17 protein-coding genes and 1 tRNA gene are annotated in these 22,629 nt (G+C 52.7%); 2 read left to right on the top strand and 16 right to left on the bottom strand.

The features are described from left to right. Positions 1–557: 557 nt before the first annotated feature. The 3 genes from NTU47_13445 to NTU47_13435 form a co-directional block, all read right to left on the bottom strand. A complete protein-coding gene (locus tag NTU47_13445) occupies positions 558–1,844 on the bottom strand; it encodes an alpha-L-fucosidase (protein ID MCX6134811.1) in 1,287 nt (428 codons plus the stop codon). A 150-nt stretch (positions 1,845–1,994) separates the two neighbouring features. Then, positions 1,995–3,125: a hypothetical protein gene (locus NTU47_13440; GenBank protein MCX6134810.1), complete on the bottom strand. Its 1,131-nt coding sequence runs from the start codon at positions 3,123–3,125 to the stop codon at positions 1,995–1,997. A gap of 227 nt (positions 3,126–3,352) precedes the next feature. Next, a complete protein-coding gene (locus tag NTU47_13435; protein MCX6134809.1) occupies positions 3,353–5,620 on the bottom strand; it encodes a T9SS type A sorting domain-containing protein in 2,268 nt (755 codons plus the stop codon). A 382-nt stretch (positions 5,621–6,002) separates the two neighbouring features. On the opposite strand from NTU47_13435, the gene NTU47_13430 reads away from it, so the two are divergent. Beyond that, positions 6,003–7,202, top strand: coding sequence for a hypothetical protein (locus tag NTU47_13430; GenBank protein MCX6134808.1), 1,200 nt, complete (start codon positions 6,003–6,005; stop codon positions 7,200–7,202). 66 nt (positions 7,203–7,268) lie between these two features. On the opposite strand, the gene NTU47_13425 is transcribed toward NTU47_13430, so the two are convergent. From NTU47_13425 to NTU47_13380, 10 genes are all read right to left on the bottom strand, one after another. Next, on the bottom strand, positions 7,269–7,769 hold the full coding sequence (locus tag NTU47_13425; protein MCX6134807.1) for a DUF2938 domain-containing protein: 501 nt from the start codon (positions 7,767–7,769) through the stop codon (positions 7,269–7,271). A 1-nt stretch (position 7,770) separates the two neighbouring features. Beyond that, entirely contained in the window at positions 7,771–8,502 is a 732-nt protein-coding gene (locus NTU47_13420; GenBank protein ID MCX6134806.1) for a DUF4386 domain-containing protein, read from the bottom strand. Between the two features lie 188 nt (positions 8,503–8,690). Beyond that, complete coding sequence (locus tag NTU47_13415) at positions 8,691–10,427, bottom strand: right-handed parallel beta-helix repeat-containing protein (GenBank protein ID MCX6134805.1); 1,737 nt, start codon at positions 10,425–10,427, stop codon at positions 8,691–8,693. Between the two features lie 131 nt (positions 10,428–10,558). Further along, positions 10,559–11,248, bottom strand: a complete 690-nt coding sequence (locus NTU47_13410) for a DUF4386 domain-containing protein (protein MCX6134804.1) — start codon at positions 11,246–11,248, stop codon at positions 10,559–10,561. A gap of 2 nt (positions 11,249–11,250) precedes the next feature. Then, positions 11,251–11,994, bottom strand: coding sequence for a DUF4386 domain-containing protein (locus NTU47_13405; protein ID MCX6134803.1), 744 nt, complete (start codon positions 11,992–11,994; stop codon positions 11,251–11,253). A gap of 71 nt (positions 11,995–12,065) precedes the next feature. Next, positions 12,066–12,740 (bottom strand): DUF4386 domain-containing protein, encoded by a 675-nt coding sequence (locus NTU47_13400; GenBank protein ID MCX6134802.1) that lies wholly within the window; start codon positions 12,738–12,740, stop codon positions 12,066–12,068. Positions 12,741–12,839: 99 nt separating this feature from the next. Then, positions 12,840–13,181 (bottom strand): hypothetical protein, encoded by a 342-nt coding sequence (locus NTU47_13395; protein ID MCX6134801.1) that lies wholly within the window; start codon positions 13,179–13,181, stop codon positions 12,840–12,842. A gap of 525 nt (positions 13,182–13,706) precedes the next feature. After that, positions 13,707–14,564, bottom strand: a complete 858-nt coding sequence (locus tag NTU47_13390) for a sugar phosphate isomerase/epimerase (GenBank protein ID MCX6134800.1) — start codon at positions 14,562–14,564, stop codon at positions 13,707–13,709. Between the two features lie 9 nt (positions 14,565–14,573). Beyond that, positions 14,574–15,665: a glycoside hydrolase family 88 protein gene (locus NTU47_13385; GenBank protein MCX6134799.1), complete on the bottom strand. Its 1,092-nt coding sequence runs from the start codon at positions 15,663–15,665 to the stop codon at positions 14,574–14,576. A 655-nt stretch (positions 15,666–16,320) separates the two neighbouring features. Further along, positions 16,321–16,393, bottom strand: a tRNA-Met gene (locus tag NTU47_13380). Positions 16,394–16,517: 124 nt separating this feature from the next. On the opposite strand from NTU47_13380, the gene NTU47_13375 reads away from it, so the two are divergent. Continuing rightward, the gene (locus NTU47_13375) at positions 16,518–18,506 is read left to right on the top strand and encodes a DEAD/DEAH box helicase (GenBank protein MCX6134798.1); all 1,989 of its coding nucleotides are present in this window, start codon (positions 16,518–16,520) and stop codon (positions 18,504–18,506) included. Between the two features lie 309 nt (positions 18,507–18,815). Here NTU47_13375 and NTU47_13370 read toward each other — a convergent pair whose 3' ends face one another. The 3 genes from NTU47_13370 to NTU47_13360 all read right to left on the bottom strand — a co-directional run bounded on the left by NTU47_13370 (position 18,816) and on the right by NTU47_13360 (position 22,392). After that, on the bottom strand, positions 18,816–19,823 hold the full coding sequence (locus tag NTU47_13370; protein MCX6134797.1) for an iron ABC transporter permease: 1,008 nt from the start codon (positions 19,821–19,823) through the stop codon (positions 18,816–18,818). A gap of 298 nt (positions 19,824–20,121) precedes the next feature. Continuing rightward, on the bottom strand, positions 20,122–21,111 hold the full coding sequence (gene obgE, locus NTU47_13365; GenBank protein ID MCX6134796.1) for a GTPase ObgE: 990 nt from the start codon (positions 21,109–21,111) through the stop codon (positions 20,122–20,124). 39 nt (positions 21,112–21,150) lie between these two features. After that, positions 21,151–22,392, bottom strand: coding sequence for a hypothetical protein (locus tag NTU47_13360; GenBank protein ID MCX6134795.1), 1,242 nt, complete (start codon positions 22,390–22,392; stop codon positions 21,151–21,153). Between the last annotated feature and the right edge of the window lie 237 nt (positions 22,393–22,629).

Here is a 22,629-nt window from a genome sequence, read left to right as displayed (position 1 = left end):
GGACTCTGGAATCAAGAACATGCAACTCTTGTCTCATGTGCTGATGTGTCAGGTTTGCATCGGGTCAAGTACCTGTGTCCGACGGCAGCGGGCGATTTCAGGTTTCGCGAGACGCACCCCACGGATCACATTCATACCTCATGAACCTGTTCGAACAGAAGGTGTGGCCTCCCGGGAACCGAGAAAGATCGGGTGCATAGAGATTCCGCGGGAGAGAAAGCCGCAAGGTGAGAGCCAACAGCACGATTGTGGGGGGGCGTGCTGCATAAGCGCTGCACTGAAATGAATGTATCAAATTCTCCGGTTAAAAACAGACAACACAGCGCGGGGGATCTATTGAGGAAGGAATACAGCAGAGGCCAGTCAATTTTCAAATCTTCTTCCCATCGAGAGAATCGGAAGTCTCTCATTTTCGAGAACTCTTTCGAATACCTTTTCCGCGATCATCCGGTGGTCCGGAAAATTCTGAGTCCACTTGAGACTCTGTCGTGCATAGAAATCTGATGCACATGGAAATCAACCATGAGGAGCTTTATCACTAATCGGACGGTTCATTGTTAACGAAAAGAAACAGGCTTTTCCATCTCCAGCTTCACAACAGTGTCGACTTTGTTCTGCTCCCGGACCGGCATTCGAATGATCGTCACTTCGTCGGTTTGCTCAATTCTCACATTGCCGCCGGTGAGGGCTTTACCCCTGATGATTCTAGCTTTCAACGACGGCAGCTGCAACTGGTTCCCTTCCCACTTCAGGATATGAAGGTACACCGCATTTCCTTTCATCGTTGAGCCACCCCACGCGCCGTTGGGGAAAGGCCCGCCCCGGGTCCCGTAGACACTCTCTCCGTACTTCGTCAACCACCCTCCCATCTGCCGGAGCACTTTTACCTGTCGAGGTTCAATTTGTCCGTTTGGCATCGGACCGACGTTGAGGAGCAGGTTCCCATCGCCCGCAACACATTGGACGAGAATACGCAGGCATTCTGCGAAGGTCTTGATTGTGTCCTGAGGTTTCCACGACCACTGTTGCCCGAGCGTCATGCAGGTTTCCCATGGCCGGATATTGTCAAACGCCCCGATTCGTTGCTCAGGAGTTTGATAGTCCGCGTTGGGACCAATGTTCTGAGCCCTGTAGTCTTCATAGCCCCCCATATCCAGCCGGTTGTTAATGATCAGCTTCGGCTGGAGCGAACGGACGAGACCGTACGTCGCAGCCTGATCCCATGGAGCCGGTCCGCCGTCAGTGTCAAACCACAACAGATCGATCTGCCCGTAGTTGCCCAGCAGTTCACGCAGATGTCCCTGCATCCGTTTCACGTAGATGCTGTTTCGTTCCGTACGGCAGTCCGGATCTCGCCAGTCCATGGGAGAGTAATACCACCCCACTCTCATGCCCGCCTTGTGGGCGGCGTCAGCCAGTTCACCGCACACATCGCGTTTGAAAGGAGTGCTGGCGATACTGTAGTTGTCGACACCGGAGTGCCACAGACAGAAGCCGTCGCAGTGCTTCGCTGTGAGTACCATGTATTTCATGCCGGCAGCGCGCGCGATGGAAACCCATTCGTCAGCTTTGAACTTCACAGGGTTGAACTGCTTGTAGAGGCTGTCGTACACCTCCACGGGAATCTCCCCCTTCCCCTTGATCCCTCGCCGTTCTCCGCCCCGGGACCAGCTGATCTCCGTTCCTTTGAGGCTGACCGGTCCCCAGTGAATGAACATGCCAAAGCGTGCCTCGCGCCACCATTGGAGATGGTCATCTTTCGACGTGGATCCTCCGTTCTCTTGAGCAACACCTCGAACAGCAAACATCAGAAGGGAGATTACCAGAAGTGTGATCGTTTTCATTGCGGAACCTCATATAGCTGAAAGCAATCTCAAAAATGCATTGTTCTGATTACATGAGATGTTGCCTTTGCGGCTCTTGGCGGTTGTATTCTAACCGCGAAGGCCGCAAAGAGGCGCCAAGGGGGTTTTTGAGGTGAGTTCTGGTTGCTTTCAACCGATGTCAGTAATATCGTACTCACCCAAATTCAGCGGGTACTTGCCATACTCACGCACGAGCTTCACGACGAAGTCGTAGTTCTCACCCGACACATTGGTTGGCACAGAGTGGTCCGATTGGACGATATATCCGCCCCCTTTCGCGGCGTTCAATTTGCTCAGCACCATTCTCTTGATATCCTCCTGCGTGCCGTTCGCCCAGGTGATGACGTCCAGATTGCCGCAGAATCCAATTTTGTGTCCGTATTGCCGGCGCAAAGCGACCACGTCCATACCGGCTTTCGCTTCGAGCGGATTGTAGGCGTCCACACCGATGTCGATGAAATCCTGAAAGATCCTACTGACATTTCCGCATCCATGATAGATGACCGGAATGCCGTTCGAGTGGCATTCATCGACAATCGCTTTGACAACGGGTTTGAAACATCGTCGCCAGTAGTCGGGTGAAAAGAATAAGTCCTTGGTGTAGGCAACATCTCCCCAGATGACCATCCCATCCAGCCTGCCGTCCGCCGCCTTGATCTGAGCCTTTGTGATGCCAAGTGCAAACTCGCCGATACGCTCGATGAACCTGGCGAGTTCGTCAGGATAGAGACAGATCCAGAGCATCACGTTTTCCGAACCGATAATGCGCCAGAGCATCTCTTGTCCTTCGCATACGCTGCCGTAGACAGGGAAGTCGGTGTGCAGTGATTTCACAGTCTCGAGCCACGCCGGCGAATTCCTCGCGAAACCATCGCCGACCCCTGCAATCTGGTTGTCGCCGGCATTGAAATACCGTCGGTCATCCCGGGGATCGTCGAATTGGAAGGAATCCATTTTCTCAATCGTATCAGTTTCAAATCTCAGGAAGGCAGGCATGGGATCGGCAAACTGTTTTTTGATCACAGCCTCAAATCCGGTGCGGAGGAGTACATGTTCAGAAGATTCCTCAAGCAACTCGAACTGCTTGATATGAGGATCCATATTGGGAACGGTGACGATCCAGTCGAGATCGTAGTGCTTGTAGATGTCTGCGTCCTTCGCAAGCCCAAGGTCACGGCGCCAGCGGTCGAGGAAGCTGCCCCAGAAGAAATCGCTGATCGGAACACGATCCGCCTCTTCGTGGCGCAGAGTCTTGTTCATTCTGTTCAATTTCGCAAGACATCTGGGACTTCGTTCCATGAAATGCCCTCGCATGCTTGGAGAAAGGAGGTCGGCGTCAAGACTCGAATTGCAGGCACAATAGTGGATTCAAATTGAAATCCCGACCAGTTTGCCGGCCAGTTGTGCGGCCGGATTTCGCCAATCGGGATTCTTCTGTACAAGGGCATTAGACGCCCTGAATGGCACTCCGGCCAGACTCCTCGCGGCTACTTTACCAAGACCATTTTCTTCGTCTGAACATTGTCTCCGGCTTGCAGCCGATACAGGTACACACCGGTCGGATATGCCGAAGCATCCCACCGTGTAACATACGATCCGGGCTTCTGGATCGCGTTCACAAGTGAGGCCACTTCTCTCCCCAGTACATCAAAGACCTTGAGCTTCACGAAGCTATTAGCTGACCCTTCGACTCCGCTCAGGGCAGGCAGCTGATAGCTGATCGCTGTACTTGGATTGAACGGGTTGGGATAGTTCTGGTCGAGACTGAACGAAGCAGGAGCAAACGCTGCCTTTTCGACATCGGTGACAACACCGGGATACTTCAGCCTGAGATTATCCACATAGATGGTCCCTGAAGTTGCCTGTCCGGGAATATTGTCGCCCGCAAGCTGTATCTCTATTCTCCCGAGAGTCAATGGCGGAACCGCATCATATGTGCCGGAGAGAGAAGACAACCCTGTCATTGGAGCATTGATGACATCGAAAATCTGGGCGTTGTTCAGGAACTTCGCTCCGAAAGCACGGAAGAGCCGGGACTCAGTATCCGAAAAACGATAGTAGAGCCTATGCCTGCGTCCATCGGATTTTACATCGAGATAGATGGAATCGGGAATTCCGTAGAGAAGAAGGGCTTTGTTCAGGTACACCATGGGGGCCGACTTTGAAGGATCATAGGTGAACCTGTAATCTATCTTAAAGGATGCGTTCCCCGCAGACTTCTGATCCACTGCAAGCGTTACGGAAAGTGAATCCAGATTCAGTCCGTCAAAAGTCCATCCGCTCAAACTCTCTAGCCGGTCGAGACTGACCAAACCACTCGCACCTTCGACCCTTACGACACTGGTATCACTGTATCCGCCCAATGTGGCAATGATCTTTGTGGTACCGCTTTTCTTTCCGGTGAATACGCCCGTTGGATCAACGGTCCCTACTGAAGGATCTGTCGAAACGAATGCGAACTTCGTCGTCGGCACGCTGTGCCAGACCGCTTCTGCATCATACGTATCGACACTCAGCTTGAGGGTTCTCAGGGTGTCAATCACAGCAAGTTTCGGTTTTACGATGAAGTACTTGAAGTCATACGTCTTCACGAAACATGAAGTCGTCACGCCGTTGAACTTCGCAAACACGTATCCGCTGTCGGGACGATCGGCAGGAGTGAATATGCCTGACGGAGATATCGTGCCAATCCTGGTGTCGCATGTGTACTGTATCATAGGTTGCGGCAGAATAATCTTGTTCCCTGATTTGTCGATCACCGTGGACAGGAAAGCATACGTTTCATAATGAAAGACCTTCACCGATGTTGCGGAGAGGGCCAACGACGTCAGATCCTGCGGCGCGGAAGAGGCGAGGACCATGAGCGAATAGAAGAAATTCGGACCGAACACACGGAGACTGTCTTCGTTTCCTCCATGTCCCATCTGAGGAAAGAAGGATCCCTGGTTATAGATTCCGAGCTGCAACGCAGCTCTGGAAATCGCGACACCACCGAACATTTTGATTTGAAAATCACCGGATACTCCGCTGTCCGGAGGGACAATCGTGTCCAGCAAACCGTGGAAATTAGCCACGGGCACTTCTCCCTTATCGATCCAGGTCGGATCGATGATAGATCCGCAGTAGTTCACAATTCCCTTGATGGCCGTCGAGAATCCCGGATTTCCACTCGCGCCTTCGATATTTCCCCACTTCGCCTGATTAATGTCCGGCGGGATTTCGTCTTGGTTCCAGTAAGCATAATGCACCGCGACCATGGACCCCGCCGATGATCCCTCAAGGAAGATTTGCGAGGTGTCAATGCCGTACTGTGCACCTTTTGAACGGAAGAAACGTACAGCAGCTTTGGTATCCTGAACTCCGCGCAACAAAGCCTCCAATATCGTCCTGACGCCCTTCGGAGATTCAATGCCGACTCTATAGTCTATGGAAACTGCGACGTATCCGCGTTTCGCAAAATCGGTGCAGAACGCGCTCATGTCGATTCTGTCGCCGACGATCAGACTCCCGCCGTGTAAGCAGATAACGAGCGGCCTGAGTTTTAGAGTATCATTCGCCGGCTGATAGAGATCCAGCATCAGCGCAGCGTTCGATCCATCAATATTGACGTTACTCCCGTATTGAATGCCCTTTGTGACAGTGGCAGAAGGAAAAATGATGTCTTTGTAACGTGTTCCCGCGTGAATGGTCTCTGAAGAAATGATCACGAATATAATCACGAGCATTTTGTTGGAGAAACTATGAAGTGATTTCACTGGTTTATCCCCTTTCATGGTCGCTCTTGAAATCTCTGAGTCAGATTGCCGGAGCAGGAATCTATGCAATACTAATCTGCGATTTCGGGGAACGAATGTCAAATCTACGATTGAATGCTGCCCCCCCCGGCAAGTCATTTGACTCTTCCTCTCCATATGGTTACAATAGTGCTGATTCCAATATGTTTTGTTGTAGCTTATATCGCGGAGACGCTGAGTCCGCACCAGCCCGCCATGCGGTCTGGCGGGGAGAATCGCAGAGCGATAAGATCGACAACCTCTGCGTTGCTCCGCGTCCTCTGCGGCTCTGCGTTAGAAACCATAAAGACGAAAAACAAAACATTCATTGACGCCTATGACCCGCCGACGTCGGAGACACGGTGTGCTGACTGCACTCCTCTTTCCTTTCCTCCTATTGTCCGCCCAACTCGATGCCATCGCAAGGCAGCAGTATCTTGTTGTCAACATCATACCGGGCGAACAATACGAAGAGGTATTCCAGCAGGTTCGGAAGCTCCAAAACCCGAAGAGCACAGCCGGTGTTCGCCTGGGGATCGGTGCGATTTTCTCCTACCTGAATGAGTCAAGGGATCAATGCCGGTCCCGCGTCCTCGGATTCCTCTCTCTTGCGGAACAGTATGATATCCCGATCATCGTTCAACTCGACGGAGAACAGTGGTGGGACGCGCGCCCCGACCTCTGGAACTGGTGGGATCGTGGACGTGATGGCTACAACCCCGGAAACCGGATGAATGTAGAATGGACCGGCTGGGATTCCGCATATGCGATGAAGATCGCCTGGCGGAACTGGGGAAAACAAATCCGTGTCCTTCCCCCCCCGAATCTCATGAGTCCCCCCTATCGACAAGCCTGCCATGATGAAATGCGAGTGCTCGTTCCCCTGGTCCTCGAGTGGTGGAAACATCTGCCTGATGACAGGAAATCACTTCTTCTCGGCATCAAAATCGGATGGGAAAGTTCAATCGGGGTGAACGCATTCTATTTGCCGAATGGAAACGATCTTCTTGATCGACCTGAAAGCGCGGACCCTCAGGTAGAACTGAAAGGCGATCAGGTGCCAGGTCGCGGGGTCATCGCGAGCGGCTATGCGGCTGTCACGACGGCCGGTTTGGCGAAGAGCGGACCGCTGCAGGAAAAAGACGTGGCTGAAATTGTGCGGCGACACCTCGACGACCTCTGTGCCCTGGCATCAGGGCTCGGTGTGCCGCGCCAGAAGCTGTTTACACATGTCGGTGGTTGGAAAGAAGAGGAGTTGTTGTACGATGCGGCCCTGAACAGGTATTCCTGTCCCGGATGGAGTTTCTACAGGCATGCAGGCGACGCGTTAAAAGACAGGGGTGTGCAGAGAGTTCTGCGGAAGAGCGATGCACCGTTTTGGGGTGCGGTGGAGTGGATGCTCATGGGAACTGAGGGCGAACAGGCATGGCATGAAGCGATCACGCGAACGTTGTCGATTCCTAAATGCCGGTATCTGTGCATCTACAATTGGAGCGGCATCAGAGACAACCGTGGAGCAGTTGCGGCGATCGAGGCGGTGCTGAGCGACGGGGCACGGCGGTAACCCTTTCTTTCTGCGCAAACAATGAAACAAGTACGCGGCTTTTGTTCGCCCCTTTCGAATGCGACGCTAGGCATACACCCGTAGCACCCAGCTGATCAGCAGCGCGAAAACGTATAGACCCACCCCAAACGCTGTATGGTTCATCAGAGTACGTAGCCTTGCCTGCGCAGGACGTGGCGTCTTTGATGCAGCAAATCCAAACCCAAATGCTGGTTGCATGATGAAGAATGGCGCAACGACCGTTACGACCCCGAAGACGATCGCGGGAATCAGCGTCGGATGCTGAAGCCAGTCGCTGCCTGCTAATGCGAGGAAGACGATGGCGAACGTGGTGCCGATCATGTAGTGGGCGATCCATCCTACCGCGCATTCTCCGCTCTTCTGTGGAGAAGACACAATATTTGAATGCTTAAAGGTTCCTTCCGGCATGTATCGAAGCCAGCGCCCAACCAGACAGATGTTGGAAGGAGTAATCTTGAAGGCATGCTTGAGAAGCTGCGCCCAAAGATCAAACGTAAGGGTCGCGCCAAGCCCAATGATGATTGCACTGATGAGGGAAAGAGCCATATTATTTATGAGTCACCTGGCCTATTGTTTGAGTCTTTATACCAACCACGAGCAGGTAGAGGACCATCCACGGCTCCGCGATGGTCGGCAGGATGGTTGCAAAACCGTGAATGGCTTTGCCGACGTCGGGGAGTAGGAACGCCGCGAGAAGGTCCACGAGGTAGCTGGCGCACGCCGCAATGAGTACGATGCCCAATGTCTTGGGGAACCACCCTGATTTGTAGGCCAGATATCCCAACGGGGCCAGCCACAGGCCAAAGAAGATCTGTGCAATGAGCAACCCATAATGCTGAGCGTCGAGCAGGAGCAGTACGACTGCATTCGAACCCGCGGTGCCCAACGAGGTCATGTCGACGGCACCGGTTGCAACCCGCAAGCCCTCAAACTCAAAAAGCGCACTAAGACATGTGATCGCGCTCGCGATTCCGACGAAGACAAGCATTGCCCTTGCCACACTCTTGTGCACGTGCTGAAACAGAATGTAGAGCACCAAAGCCAAGATGATAAAGAACGTCCCATCCAACAGGTCAGCGACGACGCCCAGGCGGACAAGTCCGGAGTTTGCGACAACGTTTCCAGCCGTGACTGCCGCATTACCGGCAACGTACATCTTAGGTTCCACGTATCCTTCGGCAAAGCCGCCAAAGATGCCAACGAGCAAGTAGAGGACGCCGGCGATTCTCGCAGTCTTCTTGTTTGAATTTATGCTGTTGTTCTCTTCTTCAAGAATCAATTGATTGCCTTGTCAATTTCAGAAGTAATTGGATTGTGTCCTGGTTTGATTGTGGTTATCAACGCGGATACTCAGAGTCCGCCGACAAACCCAGAGGAGCATCCAAATTAAGGCCTCTCCGCGATTCTCCCCGCCAGACCTCAGGGCGCCCGCCTGCATCGCGGAATTCGTCGCGGCGGGCAGGCCCGTTACCTTAGCAAAAGAAGTTTCTTGGTATCGGTGAATGAACCTGTTTGCAGGCAATAGAAATACACACTGCTCGCCAAACCTGCGGCGTTCCAGTTTTGCGAGTATGTTCCGGCAGGGAGTTCTTCCGATACGAGTATTGAAACTTCTCTTCCCAAGACATTAAATACTCGCAGCGATACAAATGATTTTGATGCAAGCCCGAATGAGATGGTGGTTGTCGGGTTAAAAGGGTTTGGGTAGTTCTGGCCCAAGCTGAAGTGCATTGGCAAGTCTGCAGTTATTTTCTGAATATCCGCAGCAGGATGAGATTTTGAAGCATACATCGTATTCCCATAACAGCCGAGATTTATCCTGTTTCCGCTCGGAGCCGGCTCATTGTTATAGACGGAAGTCAAATCTCCTGCATCAATGGCAGGGCTGTGGACACCGTCAATGACCCAGGCCTGACTCTTGGGAGCGTATCGTCCGCCCTTGGATTTCAGGTGAAAATCTTTGTTCGAAGTATCTGCAAACAAGGGGTCGGCTTTGAAATTTCCCTGACCCGTAAATCCCTCCTGGCTCAATGTATACGTAACGGTCAATGCGCTGCTGGTATTGATATAGAAATCGTCTCCGTTTCCTGCAAGAACACAATTGCGCAGCGTTCCAAAAGAAGAGTTATCCAGATAAATCGCATTTCCGCCCAGAGTATCAGGTGAATAGTTATTCACTACTGTGCAATTTGTCAGATAAACATGTGAAGAATCTGTGGCAGTGTTGTCCACTGCAATGCCTGCTCCGTAAAGTGAAGTACGGTTATTGTAAATCAACTCATGATCCATATAAGCGATCCCGCCATCGTCCACGAAAACCGCTCCTCCATAAGTCGGACAATAATTATCCTTTATAACATTGAACGACATATGAGCAATTCCCAGTATCAAAACCCCTCCACCCCAGCCATAACTGTTTTGCAGATAATTACCGGAAATAATATTGCTCCTGATAGTTACATAGCCACCTAAATAGACACCGGCACCATGATCATCGTAGCCGGTATTGTTTTCAATCAGGTTGCCTTCCACCAACAAAGAATCGGATGGAGTAAAGTTCCCGGATAGACCGGCACCTCTACCTCCATGGTTGTTTCGGATGATGTTATTCAGAACCCGATGATTATTACCGGCTACCCAAACTCCTGCGCCAGATGTTATTACCCCTGGTTGACCGTTACTTTCGATAATATTATTGGATATGGTAACATTATCGACATGGGGCCAGGAAGTAGCTACATCAAAGACAATTCCCTTCTTGCTGTTGCGCACAGCGAAATTATCAAATACGAAACGGAACGGATTAAAATTGAAACGGGTCAGGTTCACACCGATGCTGTCAACCCCGCCAGTTATGATTGTCAGCGACGGGTCGATGGTTCTGATCGAAAAATCTCCACCTGTCCCGGCATTATAAGAAGCAGTAGTACCACCAGTATATCCGCCTAAAATTGACAGCGGTTTTCCCATGTTGTCAATCCTACCGTAAATTCCGACTGCAACCAGTATAGTGTCGTTGTCGGCAGCATTTGCAATTGCTGTCTGTATGCCATTATATGGATATCGTCTACTGCCGTTTTGGGTGGAGGAGAGATTATTGTCATCAACGCACAGTACCGCGGTCTGCACCGATTGGGCAAGCAATCGACTCATGTTGGTCGATACCAGAAAACCCAACAAGAGAAACCGGAAAATGTTTTTCACAGGTATTTCTCCTTTTGTTAAACTGTGAAAGGCAATTGCAGCTAACTGGTACAACTACTTCAGGCCTCTCGGGCACTACGATTTGTCCAAAGATCAACAGCCCTTCGTCGACCTAGCGTTTGATAAAACCTTTAGGAGGCAATTGCAGTTGAATAGAATCCTCTGAAGATCAGCCACACACCGACAAACACCTCCCAAAGGCCACCCGGAATCGAGGAAACCAGGCCCAGACCGGACCCCATGATTTCCGACACCATCCCGAAAAAAATGATCGCGTATCCAGCGAGGCCCCAGACGGCTATCCAACGGGGAATCAACTTTGTCCTGTAGAATGTGTAGCAAAGCATCAAACCAGCTATCCCAAGAACGCTCATGGCGATATCGTAGGCATACAGGCTCGCCTGCACGGAAACATTGCTCAGGGCTTGAAGATGATGGGCCTCGGCGGCCGCTGCTTTCAGGTACTCCCTCCCCAGTGGTATCTGAAGAAGCATGAAGAGAACCATGACGGCAATGAATACGGCGTCGATGATCCTAAAACTGAGGTATCCGACCGCTATGCGCTCGTTGTGTTGCTTCAGGACCGGGAACATCAGGACACCGTGAGCAACATCGCCGGCGACGGCCATCAGCCAGAGCACCGCGCCGATTGCCAACGTCATGCTGTGCGCGGAAACTGTTGAAAGGTGAATCGGCGCGCCAAGAATGGATTGGATGAGTGTATTCCCCACAATGCCTACAACGAACCCAGCGAGGTACACCGCCCCTACGATTCTTGCTGTCGTTCTATATGGATCGATGCTTCCACTTTCTTCTTTCATGGTCAGCTGTTGGTTTCTCCAGAGGTTGGGACTATTCTCGCAGGAGTCGAAGCGATTGCAGATACGTTGAATCCTTTTGCAAACAACCATACCGGCATAAGGATGATTTCAAAGGTCGCGACGGGAACAGCCACTATCGATGCTGAACCGCCGGGCGTGGGATCAATCACACCAAATAAGGCAAGTATCGCGGCTGGTAACAACACGGCATATCCAACAATACCGACAACGGAAATAAACCGCGGAACGAGTTTTGTTTGATACAGAATGGTTGTAAGAATAATACCGCCCAGGCCCAGGAAAATTAATTGGAGGATGTTCAGGAACCAATTTTCTGCCTGTTTGAGCACCGAGCCTATTGCTTGATACGAGCTGACGTCTCTCGCTCCTGCCCTGATGAATTCCTGGCTTAGCGGTATGAGCAACAGTGCGAAGAATACGCCGACAATCATCAGTATGGACTCGAATATTCTCATACTCAAATACCCGAGAGCCATGCTTTCGCTCTGCCTCTTCAAAATCGGAAACATCAGAAGCCCGATAAATACAATGCCAATATCATTGATCAACCAACCGAGCATTCCGCTTATGACGGTTGCGCTTTTGGGAAAAACCGTGGTCAGATAATCTGGTACATTTATTACGGGATTGATCAGGACAGCACCAGCTATGGCGCCAATGGCTGTGACCAGCCACAGGGAGGCCACCAATATTTCCGTTCTACGAAGTCTTGGATCAGAAGTCATGCTCACTTCCTTTTTTGAACACTATGGATGGCGGAGAGGGCATTCAACCCTCTGCCTTCCATGATTCATTTCTATGCCGCGCTTAAGAGCTCGTTCGTCGCCGATGTATTAAACCCTTTAGCAATGAGCCAGACGCCCAGCGAAAACTCAAATAGCGCGACCGGAATTGCGGCCAGCGCTGTCGAGGGGTCATGTTGCCCGATCAGACCAAACAGCACGGCGACATCGCCGGCAACAAGCAGGACTCCTCCGACTAATCCGATCAGCGAAAGGATTCGAGGCACCAGGCGAGACTGGTACAGCAGGAAACCCAGTAACAGGTCGTTCACGGCCGGCATGAAGCTTTGTCCGATGAGGAATATCCGGTCATACAAGGCGACCAGCGCGTGGCCGGTAACCAACGCACCAGCACCAGCTCCGGCCTGCCGCAAGGTCACGACCGACAGGAGGAACGCGACGCCAGCGAAGATGGTGCCGGCTTCCAGGACTCGGGAGCCGACGAGGCCCAACGCTACCCCTTCGTTCTGTTTCTTCAGCACCGGATAGAGCGCGACCGCAGTGCCGATGCCCGCGAGAGCCACAATGATCTCAAGAATACCGCCGATGATCACTGCAGTATCCGGCCCAGGGCCGACGATGTAGTTTGGATCGCGTATCGAACCGTAGAGTGCGAGTGTCGGGATCGAGACAAACGTGAGCAGGTAGAGCACGCCCGCAACAAGCGCTGTTCTTCTTGTGGAATTCAAGGGATCCTCCTTCATCTGACATTGGCGTTCTGAATCAAGTGTCGTTCGAACCATTCGTTTTGTCAAACGTATCAAGCGGGACAAGACGAGAGTTTGACCTCAAAGTGTGAAGCGTGCAGCCAGCTCGTTGTCAACGAGAACAGTCGTTTCCCAGCCAGCTCCAAATATTCCCAGGATTCCGTTGTTGTACGTCGAGAAAAAATGCACCTCGTGTCCTTGGTAAGTTCCCTTCGCATCAATCGTGTTGGCGAAAGCAGCGGGCTTCTCTGACACGACTACGCTATCATTGATGGCTATTGAGATCTTGCCGGTGAGGGGCCCATGGCTTGCAGTGATATTCCAGTGTGTCACGGCATTCTTTGGTTTATACATAGAGAATTGGGACGCGGTGCAGCCGGCGAGCAATACGAGGCCGCAGAGGGCGAGAAGAGTCTTGTTCATGATATTACCTCCCGTTAGGTTAGTGGGCGTGAGAAATGAAACGATATGAACGAGATTGTTTCACGTTATCGGAAATCGCCGTATGGAGTCAATACAGTGGCCGAAAGAATGAATATTACTCCGACAATGATTCCGCGCTCACTGTTCGGCGTCACTTTCTTCTTTCTCGTGACAATTTCGGCGAATCAGGTTGGATAAGGAGGACCAACTACGGAGGACAGAACGAGGTTTATCCTTAGATAGGTATGATCCTATTCCTACATTTTGAACAACGCAAACGGTCAATACGTTCCACCTGCCTCTCCCAGAGGAAGCGATGTACACGCCAGCGATGCTGCATCACTTGATTGATGTGAAGAGAAACAGGTGCGGTGTTGTTCTCAGACTCGAGTAGGTAAGAAACGGGGAATTCAGAAGGAACGAGGCACTATGGGAGTTGTATGGGTGGTACCCGGCTGTACACCTGCAACCGTTCACAAACAGAGGGACAGATGGTCTTCTTCTGACTTTCAAGCTTCACGCATTTCACCCCCATTGTTCTGCAACCTGCCGCAAGAATTGCCGGCTACCCTCAGCCGCCTGCTCGTTTGTATCTTCCAACAAGATGCTGATTCCTGGCTTTTGTGTAACGGCAAATTTCATCACCAGATCGTGCCGCAGCTTTCCAAGACCCGCACTTGAACTTTTGAACTGGCCGTGTTCGACAACGAAATCTTTCGCATGAATGACCGCAATCCGGTCGCCGAACAGTTCTAGCGATTCGCCAATGACCCGCTCCTGCTCGTGATAATTGTCGGGCGAAAGCAGGTTCACCGGATCGAAGACCACTTGCAGGTTATTCGACGCAACGCTATCAAGCATCCGCCTCATCTTTTGCGGCGTCGAGACAACGTGCGATGTGACCGCCTCGATGCCGACGATGACGCCGAAGTGTTCAGCCTCAGCGACAAGCTCTGCGATGCTCGCAAGCGATTGTTGAAAGGCGGCCTCGCCGTGGTTCTCGGCATGAGGTGAATAGTCCGCGTTGACCGAACCGGTTTCGAGCGCGACGAGTCCGTTCCCGAAATCGCGGGCGTAGCGCAGGTGTTCCTTGAAAAGTCCGAGCAGCGATTGCCGCGTCGCGGGATCGGGGTGAATCGGATTCACGTAGCAGCCGAGCACCGCGATTTGGACGTCATGTTCCTGAAACGCCCTTCCGATTTCAAACGCGAGACCCGGATTTAGAAGGCCAGGTTTCAAATTGAGTCCGGCGATGGCCTTGCCGAGTGCGAGCTGTGCGCAGACCAGATCGCTCGCCGCGATTTTCGCGGCAAGCTCGCCGGCCGGCAAGCGACCGAAATCGTGGGCACGAACGCCGATGCGAATGGGTACAGAGAAACTCAAGTCGATGCCTCAACCTTGTTTTGTGCGAGCCTTTTCCTGAAAGATGTATTCACTCAACAACAGGAGTGTCAAGCCCTGCCCGTACAGCGTCGGATAGCGGGTCAGTTTGCCGTACGCATCAATCGTAGGCATGATCGGCGTACCTCCCGAAACGCCTTCGACTGCGCCTTCAGCATTGATTTTTGTGATCACTCCCTCCATGGCTTTGAGGGCACTTGCCATGGTGCCGGGCTCCAGCAGATGGAGACGTACCGCTTTCATGATACCTCCTGCAACACCGGCACTGCCGGATGTCTCCTGATAAAAATCGGGTCTGTTCATGACGGTGTGCCATAGACCATTCTCTGCCTGATATTTCAAAATACCGTCCACCAGGTGTTTGTATCTGGTATTGATTTCTTTCGGCACTTCCACCAAATCACGTATGGTCTCGATGATGATCGGAGCGCCAATCACCACCCATGAGTTCCCCCTGGTCCAGAGGGCACCCGACATATGATGGTTTCCCACACAATGATATCCATGATAGAGAATCCCGGTGTTCTCATCCTGCAGAAGCTGCAGATGCGAAAGCAATTGCTTGATGACCTGATCTGCTGTTTTGATATTCGCTGTGAGTTTCGCCGTACGTGAAAGAAATACCAAAGCCATAAAAACTGTATCCGCCCACACCTCATCCGAAACAGACGCTCCGTGAAAGAACACACCATCCTTGGATCTCCCGGCATTTGACATTACCCAGTCAGCGTACTCGACCGCAGTATCCCGATAGTACGGCTCCTTGGTTCTCAAATACATATCCGGATAGATGGCGAGCGGGGTCAAATAGTTGACATGATCTTTCTTCGCACACTGGTGTTTGTTCCTGGCAATCCAATTCTTCATGTACTCCAATACTTCTGGATTGTGCGTCTTTTCATAGTAGTCCGAAATTGCAGTCATCCCTACTCCTGCATTCCAGTCCCAATCATTGATATCCATACCCCAACTGGCAGGATCATGGTCGACTTCATTTGCAGTCTCACGTACCAATCCTGCGTTTCCTCTTTTCATGAATTCATAAACGCTACTTGCTTTTTCTTGCGCCAACGATAGATTCATTGTATTCACTCCTTTGCCATCGGTTGTGCCTCGTCATAACTCCATCCAGGTGTAAAATACTAAATTCAAATTGAAATCGATACTTTTGTTCTGTGCCAATTATCAGGTCAAAAGCCCAAATGCTCGGATCGCTCCTCTCGTTCTGTCCCGGATTCTCCAAATCAAGAACTTGAGGCCAGGTGGAAATATTAATCTGATAGTTCATGATGCAGCCCTGATCCCGTTGGACTCTTGAAGAGAAACAGCCTGCAACTTGTCGTGAAAAGGAAATGCCGATCAACATTGGTCGATCGGCATTCCTGGAGTAGCCTGCCCTGAGCGAGTCGCATCGTTTCTTGATGTGACGAGTCGAACCCTTCGACTCCTCTTGGAAATTGCTGTGGGATCGCTCAGGGTTCGATCCCGAGCGAAGTCTAAACGTTCCATGTTGAGACGAAGCCGAGGGATCGAAGGACGGCGGCCCGCCTACATCCCTCCGGGACTTCGGCGGGTAATCAGGACCCTTCGGCTCACCTTCGACTCCCCCTCGACTCGCACTCAGTTCGTTTACGAGGGTCGCTCGGGACTTTACAAAAAACGTTCAGCTTGAATTCGAATTTCTGCTCATCCCACAAAAAAGGAAACGCCCCGACGAGCGGGGCGCTTCCTTTTTTAGTAGCGGGGGCAGGACTTGAACCTGCAACCTTCGGGTTATGAGCCCGACGAGCTTCCAATTGCTCCACCCCGCGATGTGTGATTAATAATATACAACCCTTTTCAGCTCAAGTCAAGGCGCGTTTTGATCACCAATTCACAGCACATCTGCATCCAGATCAACCGACATCTTGAGCGCATTTTCAGTATTTTCCAGCTGTGAAAGAAATCCAGGAACATATCAGGAAGATCTTCTCCGAAGGCGGATCGCTCAGCTCGGTGCCGGAATTCGAGTTCAGACCGCAACAGCTCGAAATGGCTACGGCCATTGCATCTGCAGTCGATTCACGATCCCATTTGATCGTCGAGGCCCCGACGGGAGTGGGAAAGAGCCTGGCCTATCTCGTTCCCGCAATTCTCCACGCCGTGCTGCGCGATCGCAAAGCGATCATCTCATCGCACACGAAGAATCTCCAGGAACAATTGCTCCGAAAAGACGTCGAGCTAGCACGAACACTTCTCCCGGTTGAATTCAACGCCGCCTTGTTGAAAGGACGCAAGAATTACCTCTGCACCACACGTCTCGAGAATGCGCAAAACCACCAACGGCAACTCTTCGGGAAAGATGAGGCATCAGAGCTCGAACTTTTGAGGGAATGGGCAGAAACCACACGCGACGGCGACCTCGATTCGCTTCCGTTCACGTTGAGCCAGACAATCCGTCAGCTGATTTGGTCCGAGCAGGGGGCCTGCAGTCAGAAAATATGCGGAACGGGATGCTTCTTCCAGCGCGCGAAAGCCCGCGCCCGCGAGGCAAACCTCATCGTCATGAACCACGCTCTGTTCTTCACACTGCTCACTTCTCAACCTCCGCGAGAGGGATTCCTCTACGACAACGACTTCGTCATCTTCGATGAAGCCCATACGCTGGAGTCGGTCGCCGGTGTGGGAATCGGCAAGGACCTTTCTCGGGCACAGGTCCTCTATGCAATTCACCGCCTCTACAATCCCCGGACAAAGAAAGGGCTGCTCTCAAAAATCAGGAAGAAATACGCCCGGGATTTGTGCATCGAGGCCGAAATCGGGCTGAGCGCGTTCTTCGACTCAATCGTGGGCGCTGCCGGTAGAATGAAAGCCTCTTCTTCCACAGTCCGCGTGCGGAGCCCACACCTAGTGGCGAACCTTGCCGATCCGCCCCTCCAGCAGCTGCAGGATCTGGTGAAAGAACTCGTCGCAGACGAGAATTCCACGCTGAGCAAAGAAGAGCTTGCTATCGCACACCGCTTGCTCTGGGAAGCGAAGGTACTGATCGGGGAATTTCTGGACCAACCCGATCCCGGCCTCACTTACTGGGTCGAACTTCCGGAAAAGAATTCCAAAAATGTCACACTCTGCGCAGCGCCGACAGATATCTCGTCCAGCGTCGGACCGATGTTGTTTCGCGAAAACACATCTGTGATTCTGACGAGCGCGACACTCGCCGTGGCCGGCTCCCTGGCCTACATCCAGAACCGCCTCGGCGCAAGGCCTGCGGAAACAGTCATCCTCGATACTCCGTTCAACTTCCGCAGGCAGATGAAAGTGGTGATCGCCGGAGACATCCCGCCTCCGGATGCGGCAACGTACGAGGGGGAACTGTCCGACTGGATTCTCTCCAGCGTCCTCAGAAGCGGCGGGAAAGCCCTCGTCCTCTTTACAAGCACAGCGCTGATGAAACGGACGGCGCACGCTCTCCGTGGATCATTCCACCAGGAAGGGCTGCAACTCCTCGTTCAGGGAAGCGGACCTTCTCGGTACGATCTGCTGGAGGAATTCAAACGGGATGTGAATTCGGTTCTGTTCGGACTGGACAGTTTCTGGATGGGGGTCGATGTTCCCGGGGAAGCACTCGAGCACGTCATCATCACGCGGCTGCCGTTCGCCGTGCCCGATCACCCGCTCATCGAATCGAGAACGGAATTCATCACTCAGAACGGCGGCAACCCGTTCATGGACTTCACACTTCCTGAAGCTGTCATCAAGTTCCGGCAAGGCGCGGGGCGTTTGATTCGCTCAACTTCCGACAGGGGTGTCATTACGATACTCGATTCGAGGGTTGTTTCGAAACGCTATGGACAACTGTTCCTCCGCTCGCTTCCCCCCTGCCCCGTGGAAATGATCTCCTCTTCAGGGGAAGTTGAAGAACAGGAAAGATTTGATCAGTCCTGATGATGCATCACCGTTCTAGAATCTATCTCAAGAGTCGTTGAATACGAGAGAATGCTGATCAAGATCAAAGAATGGCACACTGAAATCAATGCTATTGTGAGATCTCCACGGATGATCGATCTGTGACAATCTCGTGCCCGTTCTGTGTCATCTGTGTGCTACACATTGACCGAGCACTCCATCAGCATTGGTATTCTTGAGATCACTGGCAATATCTGCTCTCCGCTGAATCGATACGAGTTGCCGTTCAATCAGACGGACTTCCGCACGACTGTTGTGAAACCCGCCGTTTCCGTCTCCGAACTACAGCTACCAGTTCTTCTTGAGTAAATAGATGAAAATCGGGGCACCGACAACTGCAGTAACAACGCCAACGGGGATTTCAGAAGGAGCGAGCACGACTCTCGACAGCAGGTCACAGGCGACAAGATAGCTTGCCCCGGCAAGGAACGAAGCGGGGAGCAACAGTCGGTGGTCCGGCCCAAACATCAGACGGCAGGCGTGAGGCACCACAAGTCCGACGAAGCCAACCACGCCGCTCACGGAAACGGCAAGACCGGTAATAAAAGACGCGAGCAAGTACGAGAAGCGCTTGACCCTGTCCACTTCGACGCCGAGATGCAGCGCGGTCTCATCGCCGGTGGAAATCAGGTTGAAGTGACGGGCTTGTGTGGAGAGAGCGACCGAAGCCAGTAGAATCAGCGGCGCAACAACCCAGAACGACTGGATGTCTGCCGAACTCAGGTTTCCGATGAGCCACAGGTATGTCGTGCGAAGGTCCTGATTGACGAGCGCAGTGAAGAGAAGCACAATCGAGCTGAAAAACGCCCCGACCATGATTCCCGACAAGAGAAGAGCGTTCGTGTCGAGGATCCCGCGCCGGTGCCCCAGCGCGAAGACCAGAAGCATCACAAGTCCTGATCCCACGAACGAAAACAACGGCGTGGTAAAATGCGCCGCCCCGATACCCGCCATCATTGCGACAAGCGCACCGACGGTCCCACCACTCGATATTCCAAGTATATACGGCTCCGCCAGAGGATTTCGCAGAAGCGCCTGAAGCACAGCTCCTGCCACTGACAGGCCCGAGCCAACGATCAGTGCAAGCAGGACGCGCGGGAGCCTGATGGTGAAAATAATGGTGCGCTGCATCTCCATCGACGGATCGGAGGGGGAAGTCAGCGCGCGCCACAACTCCGAGACGGACATGGGGGTCGAACCGACCAGCAGCGAACCCGCAGCGACAACCACCAACACACCGGAGAGTGCGGCAAGCGTGACGATGGTCTTCCGGGGAGTCAGTGGGGTTCGTTTCATCGGGTGGAAAGGATCAGCCAATCTCTAATGTTATGTCCCGGAAAAGCCTTGACTAAGTCAGCAACCGAACTGAAAAAACACACACCCCTCAGCTCCCCTCTCACAGCCCACATTCCCACGCACGAGAGGGGACGTTTGTTTCAAGATACGCTGGAACCGACAATCTAAGCGCTAACAGTCCCCTCTGTGCGATGGCCGGAGTGTCGGGGAGAGGGGATGGAAGGGGTGTGTGCCTTCTCTTTTCGACGTATCCCCGACTCGCTTATTGACTTGTTCAAGTCAACTCCTGTACGGGACTCTAGGTTGGTTTCAGAGCGTGCCACATCTCCTCGAGGAGCGGCTGGAGCCCTTCCCTCGAGACAGAGGAGATGCACATGACCTTTATCTTCTTTCCAAATGAAATACGCTTCAGGCGTTTCTGCGCTTTTTCTTCGAAGAGATCGATCTTGGTCAGAGCAACGATCTTCGGCTTTTTCGCCAGCGCTGCGTTGTAGCTGGCCAGCTCGTTGAGCAGGATCTCGTAATCACGTTTCGGATCTTCGCTGATGGATTCGATCAGGAACACGAGCACTCTCGTCCGCTCGATATGGCGAAGGAACTGGATACCTAGCCCTTTCCCCAGATGCGCCCCCTTGATGAGCCCTGGCATGTCCGCAAGTGTGAAGCTCTTCCCTTCCGCGAAGCGGACAATTCCAAGATTCGGCGTCAACGTCGTGAAGGGGTAGTCGGCGATCTTCGGTTTCGCAGCTGAGACGACTGAGATGAGCGTGGATTTGCCTGCGTTCGGAAATCCGACAAGCCCCACATCGGCGATGAGTTTGAGTTCGAGATTGAGCTCACAATCTTCGCCCGGCGTCCCGGGTTCTGCTATCCTCGGGGCCTGGTTGGTGGAGGTCGCAAACTCTGCGTTGCCGCGCCCCCCTTTGCCCCCCTTGGCGACAACAACCTCATCTCCTTCGTGGAGCAGATCCCCGACGACTGTTCTGTCCGATCCCTGCATTACAAGAGTTCCGCACGGGACTCTGAGGACAACATCCACACCGGTCTTTCCAGTTTGGTCTTTTCCCCGCCCATTTTCGCCGCTTTCGGCTTTGTATGAACGCTTGTACCGAAAATCGAGCAACGTGCCGAGCTGCTTGTCAGCGCGGATGATGACGTTCCCGCCATTTCCTCCATTGCCGCCGTCCGGCCCCCCCTTCGGAACATACTTCTCCCGGCGGAAGCTGATCGTTCCGTTGCCGCCATTACCGGCCTTCACAAAGATGACAGCTTCGTCGATGAATTGCATGGAGTTTGCTTTCTGGTAGTGAAACTGGGACTGCGAGAGTTACTTCTCTTCGGGCTTGCTGTCTTCTCCGGGAAGGAACCGGCGTTGAACTTTGTCCGTGAACAGGATGCCGACTTCCGAAAACGGATCGACATCGTTGGTGATGAACACCTGCTGAAGATACGTCGATGCTTCCTTCCAATCCGCCATGCGGTTGAGTTGATCCAGCGATTCCCGGAACAAAAGGTCATCCTTCTGGAACACCTTCTTGATGAACGTCTTCTCTTCTGATGGTGAGAAGAGGGAATGCAGATTCACAAGTTCTCCCGGCGGGACTGGTTCTCCGTCGAACCCTTCCAGGACGTCGGGCTGTTCTGGCTGAGGAAGAAGAAAAGGCTCGTCTTCGACGAAATCAGAATAAATCTTGATAGGAGCCTTTGGGGCTTTCACGGCCTCCGTCACCGGTTCTTTCGGTTTGGGGCTCTCCTCCGTTTTCGCGGCCGGTTCCTCCGGAGCCTGCGCCTCGGGGAACTCGACTTCGGCATCCTCGTTCTTCGTCCTGACCTTTTCAATGAAGCTCGCAAGCTCACGAAGGCTCAGGCCGGTGATTTCGTTCCGATCCCGTTCGGTTTCCAGCCTCTCTTTGATATCGTTCAGCTTCTTGTCTTCGAAGAAGACGATCGCCGCGTTGATCGGGATCTTCGGCTCGGACGGTTCCTGGCCGGGGGTGAGGTTGGCAGACGCGATGAACCGAAGTATCGGTCGCGTCATGAGCGCCAGCTCGACGCTCGTATGCCGCGGAACGATTTCCCGGTCGATTTTCTCGAGGAGCTCCGTGAACTCTTCATACGTCATTTCCGCGAGCCCGCGCTCTTCGATGTAGCGCTTGATGATTTCCGCGTAGTACGAATAGTCGACGCAGTACCGGAGCTTTCGCCGGATATCCGACGTGGGACGGCGGCGCTGGTTCTCGAAAATGAAATTGAGCAGCGTCCACTGCGGGCGGCAGAGAAAGTTGAATTGGAAATGGACAGCGTGATCCAGCATAAGCGCAAAGTCGTGCTGGCCGAACACATAGTTGTGCACGAGCAGCAAGTCGATCTGTTCCTGCATCCGAAGAACTTCCCGCAGAGAATAAGGGAATTTCTTCGAGCGGACTTCCGTCTGACGCTCCTGCTGCAGCATCTGCTGCACCCGGGCTTTGAAGTAGGCCTTTACTGCGGGATGCAGTTCTGCCGAGAGAATGTCCTTCAAGCGAATACTCTCCGCCTCGCCGATGGTTCGGGATCGGACGGCGGTCATGATCTGCTCTATTTCGGTTTCAAAAATGTAGCCCATAGGGACGCAGGAGGTTCGGTCGTTGTGAATAGTAAACAGTGAAGAGTGAACAGTAAATCGTTGTCTCGTCCGGGAATAAGTTGACAGGTAGTAATTACCTACCAACAGGAGCCGGGCGATGGAAAAGGTACAACGTCGTTTCAGTATAGCATTTAAGCAAGCCGTAGTTGCGGATGTGACGTCGGGACAGTATACTGTGCT

The organism is Ignavibacteriales bacterium, assembly GCA_026390595.1.
Classification (GTDB): Bacteria; Bacteroidota; Ignavibacteria; order UBA10030; family UBA10030; genus UBA9647.
The sequence above is the reverse complement of the archived record's forward strand: the minus strand, read 5'-3'. Positions and strand labels throughout refer to the sequence as shown.